Source organism: Plectonema radiosum NIES-515 (assembly GCF_025753815.1).
Classification (GTDB): domain Bacteria; phylum Cyanobacteriota; class Cyanobacteriia; order Cyanobacteriales; family Nostocaceae; genus Hassallia; species Hassallia radiosum_A.
Map to the genome: position 1 here is coordinate 1 of NZ_JAOWRF010000394.1, position 12,876 is coordinate 12,876.

General features: G+C 41.7%; 13 protein-coding genes. 8 read left to right on the forward strand and 5 right to left on the reverse strand.

Translation table 11 applies throughout. The features are described from left to right. Nucleotides 1-43 precede the first annotated feature (43 nt). Nucleotides 44-766, forward strand: coding sequence for a circadian clock KaiB family protein (locus tag OGM63_RS27910; RefSeq protein ID WP_263749007.1), 723 nt, complete (start codon nucleotides 44-46; stop codon nucleotides 764-766). 674 nt (nucleotides 767-1,440) lie between these two features. Beyond that, nucleotides 1,441-2,220 carry an MlaE family ABC transporter permease gene (locus tag OGM63_RS27915; protein WP_263748995.1) on the forward strand — a complete coding sequence of 260 codons (780 nt, stop codon included), beginning with the start codon at nucleotides 1,441-1,443 and terminating at the stop codon, nucleotides 2,218-2,220. Nucleotides 2,221-2,378: 158 nt separating this feature from the next. Here OGM63_RS27915 and ychF read toward each other — a convergent pair whose 3' ends face one another. Beyond that, nucleotides 2,379-3,470 carry a redox-regulated ATPase YchF gene (ychF, locus tag OGM63_RS27920; RefSeq protein ID WP_263748996.1) on the reverse strand — a complete coding sequence of 364 codons (1,092 nt, stop codon included), beginning with the start codon at nucleotides 3,468-3,470 and terminating at the stop codon, nucleotides 2,379-2,381. A 140-nt stretch (nucleotides 3,471-3,610) separates the two neighbouring features. After that, nucleotides 3,611-3,796 carry a hypothetical protein gene (locus tag OGM63_RS27925; RefSeq protein WP_263748997.1) on the reverse strand — a complete coding sequence of 62 codons (186 nt, stop codon included), beginning with the start codon at nucleotides 3,794-3,796 and terminating at the stop codon, nucleotides 3,611-3,613. A gap of 204 nt (nucleotides 3,797-4,000) precedes the next feature. On the opposite strand from OGM63_RS27925, the gene OGM63_RS27930 reads away from it, so the two are divergent. After that, nucleotides 4,001-5,491, forward strand: a complete 1,491-nt coding sequence (locus tag OGM63_RS27930; protein ID WP_263748998.1) for an aminotransferase class I/II-fold pyridoxal phosphate-dependent enzyme — start codon at nucleotides 4,001-4,003, stop codon at nucleotides 5,489-5,491. A gap of 531 nt (nucleotides 5,492-6,022) precedes the next feature. On the opposite strand, the gene hpf is transcribed toward OGM63_RS27930, so the two are convergent. After that, nucleotides 6,023-6,673, reverse strand: coding sequence for a ribosome hibernation-promoting factor, HPF/YfiA family (hpf, locus tag OGM63_RS27935; protein ID WP_263748999.1), 651 nt, complete (start codon nucleotides 6,671-6,673; stop codon nucleotides 6,023-6,025). Nucleotides 6,674-7,002: 329 nt separating this feature from the next. Between hpf and lipB the strand changes: the two genes are divergently transcribed. From lipB to OGM63_RS27950, 3 genes are read left to right on the forward strand one after another with little or no spacing between them, the layout of a single operon-like run. Beyond that, a complete protein-coding gene (gene lipB, locus OGM63_RS27940) occupies nucleotides 7,003-7,671 on the forward strand; it encodes a lipoyl(octanoyl) transferase LipB (protein WP_263749000.1) in 669 nt (222 codons plus the stop codon). 2 nt (nucleotides 7,672-7,673) lie between these two features. Next, nucleotides 7,674-8,084 (forward strand): Rpn family recombination-promoting nuclease/putative transposase, encoded by a 411-nt coding sequence (locus tag OGM63_RS27945; RefSeq protein ID WP_263749001.1) that lies wholly within the window; start codon nucleotides 7,674-7,676, stop codon nucleotides 8,082-8,084. After that, nucleotides 8,068-8,616 (forward strand): DUF4351 domain-containing protein, encoded by a 549-nt coding sequence (locus tag OGM63_RS27950; RefSeq protein ID WP_263749002.1) that lies wholly within the window; start codon nucleotides 8,068-8,070, stop codon nucleotides 8,614-8,616. Before OGM63_RS27945 ends, OGM63_RS27950 begins: the two co-directional genes overlap by 17 nt. 150 nt (nucleotides 8,617-8,766) lie before the next feature. Here the strand turns inward: OGM63_RS27950 and OGM63_RS27955 are convergent, their stop codons facing one another. Beyond that, nucleotides 8,767-9,519: an amino acid ABC transporter ATP-binding protein gene (locus OGM63_RS27955; protein ID WP_263749003.1), complete on the reverse strand. Its 753-nt coding sequence runs from the start codon at nucleotides 9,517-9,519 to the stop codon at nucleotides 8,767-8,769. A gap of 126 nt (nucleotides 9,520-9,645) precedes the next feature. On the opposite strand from OGM63_RS27955, the gene OGM63_RS27960 reads away from it, so the two are divergent. After that, nucleotides 9,646-11,172, forward strand: coding sequence for an ABC transporter permease subunit (locus OGM63_RS27960; RefSeq protein WP_263749004.1), 1,527 nt, complete (start codon nucleotides 9,646-9,648; stop codon nucleotides 11,170-11,172). Between the two features lie 34 nt (nucleotides 11,173-11,206). On the opposite strand, the gene OGM63_RS27965 is transcribed toward OGM63_RS27960, so the two are convergent. Beyond that, on the reverse strand, nucleotides 11,207-11,767 hold the full coding sequence (locus OGM63_RS27965; RefSeq protein ID WP_263749005.1) for a thermonuclease family protein: 561 nt from the start codon (nucleotides 11,765-11,767) through the stop codon (nucleotides 11,207-11,209). Between the two features lie 227 nt (nucleotides 11,768-11,994). On the opposite strand from OGM63_RS27965, the gene OGM63_RS27970 reads away from it, so the two are divergent. Then, nucleotides 11,995-12,741, forward strand: coding sequence for a ferritin-like domain-containing protein (locus tag OGM63_RS27970; RefSeq protein WP_263749006.1), 747 nt, complete (start codon nucleotides 11,995-11,997; stop codon nucleotides 12,739-12,741). The last annotated feature ends 135 nt before the right edge of the window (nucleotides 12,742-12,876 follow it).

Sequence of the window (12,876 nt, forward strand, 5' to 3'; positions counted from 1 at the left end):
CCAATCCCTTCCCTTGAATCCAGATAAACCACTTTTACCCCAGATGTTTAAGGGCATTGCGCTATTTACACCTGGAGGAGATTTAATTTATTGCATCGATCCTGACAAAAAGGGTCGATGGCATTTGCATTTGTGCGCTTTTTTACAAGAAATTTTAGACTTACCAGAACCACCTCATTTTTTAGTGCCTTGCTACACGGCAACTATTGACCACTGGTTAGATCCACGCACTCAGCAAGTACGAACTTTTGCGGAAGCTTATCCGCTAGTAATGCGACATCAGGCTGTGCTGAATGCTGTTTTTGGCACGGGGGATTTAGTTTGGCATTCCTCTCCGTGGCAAGAGGGATTGTGCGATCGCATGGTATTATCTAGTTATCGATCTTCTTTTGGGCAACTTTGGGAAAACCATGATTTAATTGTGCGCTTAGAGTTCTGTGAAGCTCAAGCATCTCCAGAACCGATCGCAGCAATCCAAAAAGCCGAACCGAAAACCCAAGGGTTTGTTCTTCGCTTATTTGTTGCTGGACATAGTGCCAAAACTGAACGCATTCTTCAAAATCTACACGAATTGTTAGAGCGATCGCTTAAACATCCTTACACTTTAAAAGTTGTTGATGTTTTGACAAATCCTGAACTTGCAGAACTCGATCAGGTTTCAGCAACTCCCACCCTCGTTAAAGTTTGGCCCCACCCAATTCGGCGAATGGTTGGTAATCTGGATCATGTGGAAAAAATCTTGCAAATAGACATCTCCACAAATTAATTATGCGTTGTCCGAAACCCTTGATTAGACGTAGCTCTTATCGTTCAGAGATGCTCCGCGAACGTTAAAATAATTAGCAGGACTTGATGATGTGACATCCTCCTAAAGGATTACTTTTTAGCGCTAATGCGTTTTTGATAGGCATCGTCACCGCTAGGATAAATGACGTAATTAAGTAAACCAGCCTTGGGATCGGTTTGTAAATGAAAATAAGTAGCAATTTTAACGTTTTTTGGTAGCAGAGGATGCTTTTCCCAGAACGAGTGCGTAAGTCCTAAATTAGAAACCCCAGGTTTTAACATCGACGAGGTTTATAACACAATAAAAGTCTACGTTCCCAAAGTCAAGAGTTTTAGAACGGAGCATTCAAAGCTGCTTCCCATTGAGTGCGATCGCACTCAAAATTGAAAAGCCTCTGCCTTAGAAATATTCCCAATTATCGCAATTATAGTTGTGCTAGCAACAGCAACTGCAAATCTTTGATAAATACTATAGCCACAGTCCGTGCGATCGCTTCAACGGTTTATAGCATCCAGAACTAGTCTAAACCTGACTGCACTCCCAAGATGAGTGAGTTAATTGTCTCGGATGGAAAAAATGGATTTTGAGTATTTACAGTCAACCAAAAATATGCTATAGGTGCACCCAAGGCGAGAAAGTAGGATGGGATAATAGTGAAATTGCGACCAAAAGACCATTTAGAGCGATCGTGGATTGTACGCTTTGGAGCTGCTATGCTGCTTTTTGGTCAAGTTTGGCTGCATTTACTCCAAGGAAAAATGCACAACCGTCATATTATGGAACATATGGTCAAAGCAGGACCTGCTTCTATCTTTCCAGTTTTGCTGGTGAGTGGTTTTGCAGGCATGATTTTTACCATTCAGACGGCAAGAGAATTAGTGCAATTCGGTGCGGAAAATGCTGTTGGTGGTGCTTTTGCTTTAGCTTTCTGCCGAGAATTAGCTCCCATTTTGACAGGTTGTATAATTGCCGGACAAGTCGGTTCTGCTTTTGCGGCAGAAATTGGTGCAATGCGAGTGACAGAGCAAATTGATGCACTTTATATGCTGAGAACCGATCCAATTGATTATTTAGTACTTCCCAGAGTCATTGCTTGCTGTTTGATGGTACCGTTATTAACCATTTTTGCCTTAGTTACTGGCATAGCTGGCGGAGTTTTTGCAGCCTTCCAATTTTATCAGATAGCGCCGGAAAAATTTTTAGAGTCAGTTAGAAGTTTTTTGGAACCGTCAGATTTGGTGATTATTGTGCTGAAAGGATTTCTCTTTGGTTCAATGATTGCTGTCGTGGGTTGTAGTTGGGGACTAACTACCAAAGGAGGAGTAAAACAAGTAGGAGAATCAGCAACAGCCGCAGTTGTTACTACTTGGGTGTCAATTTTTGTGATTGACTTTGTTTTATCTTTGCTGCTATTTAACAACCCGACATTCTAGGCGATAATAACATTGTAGTGAGGACTTTAGTCCTCATCAAATTAAGGACTAAAGTCCTCACTACGAAAAAACTTTTTTATAAGTAATTCATCTTTCCTAAAAAATAACACTCCCCAAAAGGAGTGTATAAAGAAAAAACTTAATTTCTCGTACTCGTCCTAGACATTAAATCTGAATAACATCACATCACCTTCTTGCACAACATACTCTTTTCCCTCACTTCTGACTAATCCTTTTTCCTTTGCCGCAGTCATCGAACCAGTCGTCACCAAATCATTATAAGCAACAGTTTCGGCGCGAATAAATCCCCGTTCAAAATCACTGTGAATTACACCAGCAGCTTGAGGTGCAGACATTCCCGCATGAATTGTCCAAGCACGGGTTTCTTTTTCACCAGAGGTGAAATAAGTTCTTAAACCCAAAAGCGCGTAAGTTGCACTAATCAAAGATTTTAAACCACCTTCTTCCACACCCAAAGATGCCAGAAAATCAGCTTTATCTTCTTCTGGTAAGTCAATTAATTCTGATTCAACTTGAGCGGAAACAACTACAACTTGAGCATTTTCTTGGCTGGCAATTTGGCGAACTTTTTCTACATAATTATTACCAGTTCCCAAGTCATCTTCTGAGACATTCGCAGCGTAAATAATCGGTTTACCTGTGAGTAATCCCAGTCCTTTAATTATCTCGGTTTCTTCTTCTGTCAAACCAAGTTGACGGACTGACTTGCCTTCATTTAATGTTGCTGCTAATTTCTCTAGAAGTGCTAATTCTAACTGTCCTTCTTTGTTAGTACGTGCTAGTTTGCGAGTGCGTTCAATCCGGCGTTCAATTTGTGACAAATCAGCTAAACCAAGTTCTAAATTGACGATTTCAATATCGCGCACTGGATCTACTGAACCCGCAACGTGGATAATATCATCATTATCAAAACACCGCACCACATGCACGATCGCATCCACTTCTCGAATGTGGGAGAGAAATTGATTTCCCATTCCCTCACCCTTACTTGCACCTTTAATTAAACCGGCAATATCGACAAATTCCACCTGAGCCGGGACAATCTTTTTAGCAACAGAAATCTTTGCCAAAACATTTAAACGTTCATCTGGCACAGAAACAATGCCGACATTCGGGTCTTTTGTACAAAAAGGGAAATTAGCAGCTTCAGCCTTGGCATTTTCCACCAAGGCATTGAACAAAGTAGATTTTCCCACGTTGGGAAGTCCAACAATTCCGGCTCTTAGCATTTTGGATTTTAGATTTTGGATTTTGCGAAAAGTTTGAGCGGAGGTTTCCTCCGTTGCCCGCAGGGGTTGCCGCAGGCATCAAAGCTTTTAAAGACGGATTAAAGTCCAATCACTATCTTACAAACTACCAAGAATTAGTTTTAAACTGGTTCAGGAATTGTTTGGGGAATTGGACTAGGAACCGGCTGGGGAATCGGAGCAGGTACTGGTTGTGGTGTGGGAGTGGGAATCCTTGGTTCGGGACTAGGTGCGGGACTCGGTAGGGGATTCGGTTCTGGGGTGGGAATCTGCGGTTCGGGTATAGATATAGCAGTGGGGTAAATCATGGTAAATCTATATAAATTATTTGACTTTCCCAACCTAGATGACAAGCAATACTGCTGACATCTCCCTAAAGGCTACACCCAAGGGAAGGGGACAGTGGGAAAGGGGGAGAGGGGGACAGGGGGAGCAGGGAAGGGACAATTCTTTCCCCCAACCCGCCATCTCAATAACTCTCCCCATCCCCCCCTGCGGTTCGTTTCTCAAAAATGCTGAATCAAAACCAAACACCTTTATTAGATGCTTTAAAAGCGAATGCCGCACGTCCTCACGCGGGTTTTTACACCCCAGGACACAAGCGAGGACAAGGAATTTCACCACGTTTAACTGATTTGCTTGGTGAAGCTGTATTTCGTGCTGATTTAACTGAGTTATCAGAGTTAGATAATTTGTTTGCACCCCAAGGAGTCATTCAGCAAGGGCAACAACTCGCGGCTGAGGCTTTTGGTGCTGCACAAACATACTTTCTTGTCAATGGTTCTACGTGTGGAATTGAGGCGGCAATTTTGGCTACTTGTGGCATGGGCGATAAAATTATTTTGCCGCGAAATGTGCATTCTTCTGTGGTAGGAGGTTTAATTCTCTCTGGGGCTATGCCGATTTTTGTGAATCCGGAATATGACCCTGTTTTAGATATTGCTCACAGTATCACGCCTACATCTTTGCAAGCAGCATTAGAACAACATCCTGATGCGAAAGCGGTGATGATAGTTTATCCAACATATTACGGCGTATGTGGAGATGCTCATGCGATCGCTTCCCTTGTCCACCAATACAATATCCCTTTACTGGTAGACGAAGCACACGGCGCACATTTCGCATTTCATCCCCAATTGCCGATGGCTGCTTTAGCCGCAGGTGCAGATTTAAGCGTACAATCTATCCATAAAACACTTGGGGCGATGACTCAAGCATCAATGCTGCACGTTCAGGGTAATAGGGTAGATAGCGATCGCCTAAATAAAGCTTTGCAATTAGTACAATCTACCAGTCCTAGTTACATACTTCTTGCTTCCTTAGATGCAGCACGTCAGCAAATGGCTTTGCATGGCTTTGAGTTAATGTCTGATACTTTGCAACTTGCAGATGAAGCTAGAACCCGCATCAGCCAAATTCCCGGATTATCAGTTTTACACTTCCCCCCCTCTCCCCCTTCCCCACTTCCCCCCTCCTCCTTCGTCACTTTAGACAAAACGCGGTTAACTGTGACGGTTTCTGGCTTGGGTTTAACTGGGTTTGAAGCTGAGGAAATTCTCGATCAACTGGGGGTGACAGCAGAATTTGCATCACTGCAACATCTCACATTTATTATCAGTTTAGGTAACACTGCGGAGGATATTCAGCAATTGGTGCAAGGTTTCATTACTCTTGCTCAGATGACTGGAGTTAACAAAAATGAAAAAGACTTGAAATTACCCAAGCTTGTGTGGGACTATATCATTAGTCTGGGTAATTCTGTGCGTATGTCGCCTAGAGAAGCTTTTTTTGCTGAAAGTGAAACATTGCCCATAGAAGAAACTACTGAATGCATTTGTGCAGAAATTGTTTGTCCTTATCCACCAGGAATTCCGATTTTGATGCCAGGAGAAATCATTACCGACAATGCGATCGCCTACTTACAACAGATTTTAGCAATGGATGGGATGATTAGTGGTTGTGCAGATAGTAGTTTGAAAAGTCTCCAAGTTGTTAAAGAATAAACAAACTCCAGGAAAAATGCCATTGATAATTTCAGATATGTGAGGCTGACAGTAATTGTTAGTACTACATTAGACACAAAGAAAGTGGAAAAGAATGTAGAGACGTTAAATTTAACGTCTCTTGGGGTTTTAGTTGACGCATATTTAATTTTTACTTTTGCGTGTCTATTAGACATCTCCAGAAATGAACTATGTGTTGTCTACAACCTTTGTAGAGACGCGAAATACGAAGTCTCTACATTGTTTTTCACTCCTATGTCTATTAGACACCTGGTGAAAATTAAATATGCTTTGTCCAAAACCCCAAGAGACGATTCTGTGCTACGTCACAATAATTGTTTTCCACGACGTTTGTCTATTAGACACAAAGAAAGTGGAAAAGTAGAGATGTCGCACTTGCTAGTCTCTAGGGGTTCTGGGTAACGCATAATTAATTTCCGCATTAGGGCAAAAATGTTACCAGCCTGTGATATTTGGGTGTGATATTTGTAGTTAGCGCTCTTTGCGAAGACAGCGCTAACTACAACTTTACTACTTATGGGTGTGTGATTTTTCCGGCATGGCAATATTGTGATGATTTGCCTTACCGTTTTTCTCGTTGGTGTGTCCGTTATTATTGCGGGGATGAATTACACCATACCCACCGTGGTTGCGTTCGTAAATTACATTAATTTCCTCGGTTTCGCTATTGTGGAACATATAAAAGTCGTGTCCCACCAGTTGCAATTGTTCTAAAGCTTCGGCAACTGTCATTGGTGGCATGGAAAAATATTTAGTACGAACAACTTCTGAGGGTAATTCCGGAGTGCGATCGCCTATTAAATCTGTAACTACCTCTGGTTGCACTACTCCTTCTATGGTTATTTGAGCATTAGTTTTCTTATCTTGACGCCGTTCTTTGTATTTTCGCAGTTGACGGGCAATTTTATCTGCGACTAAATCAATGCTAGCGTACAAATTTTCGCTGCTTTCCTCGGCACGGATGACGCTACCATTTGCATAAATAGTCACTTCAGCCGATTGTCTAGTATTATTTCGGGGATTGCGAGCAACACTAAGGTGAACATCCACTTCGTTTGTTATGTTTTGAAAATGACTTGCTGCCTTTTCAATCTTTTGATGCACATATTCCCGAATTCCATCGGTGATTTCAATATTTTTGCCGTGGATGACAAGCTTCATTTGATATCTCCCGCTCAATGTTTGATGTGTATTTGGTTTGTTTGTAAGGAAATGACAGTCAGGTTTATCACTAACGCCAGAATAATTTGTGAACAGATTTTTGCCGACTCTATGACAATCGTGCATTTGTTCTTTTTTTTCGTGGCGTGATGATTATTGCAGAGAATTCCTCCGAACACCATTGAGGTTATATATTCAAGCTAGCACTTTGTATTTTCTAAAGTCGAAACCCTTGACTTTCCTTTAAAATCCTTTGCAAAGCTTGACATTTATTGACTTTACATTGTGTCTTTAAACACTTTTTACTTCTTAATCAGTTGATTTTTGGCATGAACCGTAGTAATCCTCAGCCATCTAACCGTTGTTTGGTATATAACCAAGCATTGATGCCATACTCAGATGCTCTTTTGTGGCAGCGATCGCTTTTAAATGAACGTGTCCAAAACCCAAATCTTGATGACGTGTTAATCTTGCTTGAACATCCACCCGTCTACACTTTGGGACAAGGAGCCACCACAGAATTTCTCAACTTTGATATTGACAAAAGCCCCTACGATGTGCATCGAGTCGAAAGAGGCGGCGAAGTTACTTATCATTGTCCCGGTCAATTGGTAGGGTATCCAATTTTAAATCTGCAACGTTATTGCAAAGACTTGCACTGGTATTTGCGACAACTTGAATCGGTATTAATTCGCGTACTGGCAGTTTGTGGTTTGCAAGGCGATCGCGTTCCCGGTTTCACTGGTGTTTGGTTAGAAGGACGCAAAGTAGCCGCTATTGGCATTAAAGTTAGCCGTTGGATTACCATGCACGGCTTCGCGTTAAACGTTTGTCCTGATATGACAGGCTTTGAGCGGATTATACCTTGCGGCATTGCTGATAAACCTGTAGGCAGTTTAGCTCAATTCATTCCTGGCATAACTTGTCAAGAAATACGCTCTTGCGTGGCAAAATCTTTTGCAGAAGTATTTAATGTGGAATTGATAGAAGTACAGTAAAAATGATAGATCATGACCGCTTATTCAAAGAACTCCTGACAACATTTTTCTGGGAGTTTATTGAGTTTTTCTTACCAGAGGTCGCTGTTTATTTAGAACGCGACTCAATATCTTTTATTGACAAAGAAGTATTTACTGATGTTACTGCTGGGGAAAGATACGAAACAGACTTGCTAGTAAAAGCCAGATTCCAAGAGAAAGAGTCATTTTTTCTTGTTCATCTAGAACATCAAGCACAACATCAAGAAACCTTTCCTCAACGGATGTTTCGATACTTTTCGCGGTTGTACGAAAAATATAATTTGCCAGTTTATCCCATTGCTTTGTTCTCCTACAACACGCCAAAAGACCTAGAGTCAAACATTCATCAGATAGAATTTCAAGAGCAAAGTTGTTTTGACTTTCAACTATGATGCGATCCAGCTAAATCGCTTAAATTGGCAAGATTTCTTACAGCAAGAAAATCCTGTAGCTACGGCGCTGATGTCAAAAATGAACATTGCAAAACAAGACCGTCGCCGAGTGAAATATGAATGTTTGCGCCTAATGTCTAGATTAAATTTAGACCCGGCAAAAATGAAGTTAATTTCCGGGTTCATAGATACCTATCTGCGATTAAGTCCGGAAGAAGAAACTCTGTTAAAAGCTGAAATTGCTACTATGGAGCCAACGCAACAGGAAGTCATTATGGAAATTGTTACCAGTTGGATGGAACAAGGACTACAACAAGGAAGAGAACAAGGAATACAGCAAGGAGAGTTAGCAATCATTCAGCGCCTACTAATACGGCGAATTGGTGGGGTAACTCCTCAACTACAAGAGCGTCTGCGGCTTTTATCCCTGACTCAATTGGAGGATTTGGCTGAGGCACTGCTAGATTTTTCTACTGAGGAAGATTTATTGGCTTGGTTGCAACAAATTTCTGATGGTACGCAGTCTCAATAAAAGATGTTGCGGAAACTGTACAACGATCGCATCGCATAGTATATTTGTACTATTGTTCATCTGGTTTACATGCTCGTTTGCGATCGCTTGATGGGTGCACAGGCGATCGCTTTCATTTAAGTTTCGACTTTGGACTTGGGACTTGTTTGATCAATTGTTGAGACGACTGAGGAAGCTACGCAAGCGATCGCTTTGAGGATGTGAGATGACCTGAAAAGCTGGTCCTTGTTCGGCGACAATACCTTGATCCATAAATATTACCCGATGTGCCGCTTCTCGCGCAAACTGCATTTCATGGGTGACAACTACCATTGTCATTCCTTCTGCTGCTAGTTGCTGCATCACTTGCAACACTTCACCGACAAGTTCTGGATCTAAAGCGCTGGTGGGTTCATCAAATAGGATAATCTGGGGGTTCATGCACAAACTACGAGCGATCGCTACTCGTTGTTTTTGTCCACCGGAAAGTTGTTCGGGATATGCAGATGCTTTGTCAAAAAGTCCAACTTTTTCTAGATATAACCCTGCTAATTGAGCGCTTTCTTTCAGTGTTTTCCCCAATACTTTGCGCGGAGCAAGTGTCAGATTTTCTAACACTGAAATATGGGGAAATAAATTGAATTGCTGGAAAACCATGCCTACCTGAGTCCGGAGTTGTCGCAATTGTTGATTACTGAAATCTGTATTGTGTATTTCAATACCATTAACTGTCAAATGCCCTGCATTAATCGTTTCTAAACGATTGAAGCAGCGTAGTAAAGTACTTTTACCACAACCAGAGGAGCCAATAACTGCTACGACTTCACCTCGCTTGATTTCACCGCTGATTCCTTTGAGAACTTTGAGGGAACCAAAGTTTTTCTCGATGTTGTCAAAAGTGATGGCGGGGATGGAATTATTCATTTCCAAATGTCAACTACACTACAGGTAATCTGGTTTCAGTTTAGATGATTGTTGGTTAAAGTTGATTTTATTTAACGTAGACGCGTAGCGCTACCGCACTTGTAGCAGAGGACGCAGAGGAAGAATATGGCTGGTTTGAGAATTGTTAATTGGCTGCGGTTGAGTTTGGTTGTGAGTTTGAGTTGTCTGCTGTTGGTGCTTGGTGGTTGTAGTTTCAATCATGATGTGAGTAGTGGGGGGAAGACTTTGCGGGTAGCGAATGAACCTGCTTTTCCACCTTTTGAGTTTAAGGGGGAGGGGGGTAAGTTGCAAGGTTTTTCGATTGATTTGATGAATGCGATCGCCCAAACGGCTAACTTGAAAGTTGAGTGGCAAAGTATACCTTTTGATGGCATTATCCCAGCATTGCAAGCAAATACTGTAGATGCGGCGATTAGTTCTTTCACTATTACAGAGGAACGAGGGAAGACTGTTTCTTTTTCGCGTCCTTATTTTCAGGCGGGGTTAGCGATCGCTATCCGCAATTATAATCAAGATATTACTACTTTTGATCATCTAAAAAATAAAAAAATTGCCGTACAAATTGGCACAACTGGCGCAAAAAAGGCTAAGGAAATTCCCGGTGTGCAAATTCGCAGCTTTGATTCTGCACCTTTGGTTTTTCAAGAATTAGCTAACGGTAATGTCGATGCAGTCATTCATGATGCACCTGTTATTTTATACGCGATTAATACGGCGAATCTCAAGGGAATTAAAGTAATCAATCAACTGCTGACAGAAGAATATTACGGCATTCCCACACCAAAAAACTCGCCGAATCTCAAACTAATAAACGATGGTTTAGACAGGTTGTTGCAAAATGGAACTTATTCCCAAATATACAAAAAATGGTTTAAAGTAGAACCGCCAGCATTACCGTTAAAATTAGCATTTCAAAATGAGACACCCGCTAGCGGATCGGGAATATCTGCCTCATTTGGCGTAATTTTCCAGTATTTTCCCATTCTATTACAGGGAGCTTTGGTAACGCTGCAATTGACGATATTTTCTGTAGTGCTGGGTTTAATTGGCGGTTCTTTAATTGGAATTATCCGCCTTTCTCATATTACACTAGTGCGTTGGCTGGCGAGGGCGTATGTCGATTTTTTCCGGGGAACGCCAATGCTTGTGCAGATTTTTATGATTTACTTTGGATTACCGGCGATCGCTCAAGAAGTTGGTTTTCCTCTCCACTTTAGTCGTTTTGTCGCAGCAGTCATCGCCTTAAGTTTAAATAGCGCAGCTTACATTGCAGAAATCGTCCGTGCTGGTATTCAATCGGTTGAAACTGGACAATCGGAAGCCGCACAATCACTAGGTTTGAGTTCAACAGAAACCATGCGCTATGTAATTTTTCCCCAAGCCTTGGTGCGAATGTTACCACCTTTGGGCAATGAATTTATTAGTTTGCTCAAAGATACTAGCTTGGTTGCGATTATCGGCTTTGAAGAATTGTTTCGCCAAGGGCAATTGATTGTAGCAGAAAACTATCGCGCCTTTGAAATTTATGGTTGTGTAGCGTTAGTTTACTTGTGCTTAACATTGCTTTCTTCACAACTATTTAGTTGGTTGGAAACGTGGATGAATCCAGTTAAGCGATCGCCTAAATCTTGATATTATTCGTAGTGAGGGCTGAAGCCCTCAAAAATTACTTGTTAAAACTCCGATATTCCCAAGGATTGATAAACTGAGCATCACTCCAAATACCGCGCTTTTGTTGCTTCGCTACTGCTTCAGCTTGCTCAACTAAATCTCTACTAGGACACTTATTTAAGTAAGGACGATAGGCTTTTGCTAATCCTTCACGCAGCAATACTTGTTGAACTAAAGTGCCATCTTTTAAACGCACTTCGGCAACTTTTCGTCCGTAACGGTCGCTATCAGTAATATTTAAAGTGACGCGATCGCTACTTTGTTTCACTAGTTGCTGCACTCGTTCTTCCGCTTTCGCACCCCAAGTAAATTGATTGCGATCGCTAGCACGTTTACTTTCTCTTTCTTTCTTTGAATGCGGTACTTCTGGTGCATCAATACAAGCAAAGCGCACGGTGATATTGTTACCTTTAGCATCTTTGACTGTTAAAGTATCACCATCACTGATTCTTTCTACTAGGTCTCCCGGAGGTGGGAAGATCCGGTCACATGCCATCAAAGACAAAATCAGGACAGCTGTACAAAACCAAGTTAGCGGCTTAATTAATTTTTCCATTTAAACTACCAAAATCTTCCTTTGGGATGATACGAAACCTCAAGTATGAAGTATTAAGCCACTTTACAGATAAACTGTTCAGTCGTAACCAATTTTTATTTTTGATTATTCACATTTTATCCTTCTCCTTTTTTAGTCACGATTTTATAACAAAGTCAAGTTATCATTCAAATTATCTTTGATTAGTATAGGTAATGTAGACGAGGCAAAATCAGCGGGAATCTTTGATGAACTTATTTACGCACTTCATGCATTTGCTAGGTTCTGGTGCTGCGGCTTATTACTCTGCAAGTCAGATGCGCGATCGCAAAACGCGACCCAACGTCCTAGCAGGATTCCAACTGGCTGAATCTGGTTCAGTACCTTTTCTGGAAGCTTTAAGCCAACGCGCAGCATCTGAAGGTGATACATGGCTTGCGGAGAAACTTGCAAAACACGCATCCGATGAAAATAGGCACGGTCAAATTTTTGCCCATGCCTTAAAACAGCTTAATAAAGAAGTGATTGATTTTAGGAGTTTGCCCAAGAAAACAGACGAAAAGAAATCACAACAGAATCGCAGTCCCTTTTTTGCCGCCTATTTTGAGGGTTATTCTAGTGAACAGCTAAAACCAGATGCCATTGACTGGAACGTATTTATGGCTAGTACCTACATTCTAGAATTGGATGCCGGCAAAGACTTTCGGCGGATGGCGAATGTTTTACCTGATGATAACCCAAGCGATCGCAACCTGAAATTAGGAATGTTAAGCATTGTCACAGATGAAACCGGTCATGCTGCTTATCTTTATGAGGCAATGATGCGCCGGATGCCTGCTTTGGAGGTGCAAAAACTCACTACGGAGTGGCGCACCCGCAAAGTAAACGCCTTATTAGCAATGCTTGGCGGTATCCTCCAACGCAAAGGCGATACACCTTCAATAGTGCAAGATGCTGCACCAACAGAAAACGAGCCAGAATTGATTGTTGCCTAATACTTAACTATTGACATCTCCCCCGGCTGGAAGCACGGGGGATTCGCGCGCGATGTTGCTACGGGTCTAAAAGACCACTTTGCAACGTTACAATATGATTTATTTAATTGCGTAAACAAATCAATTTGTTGTGGC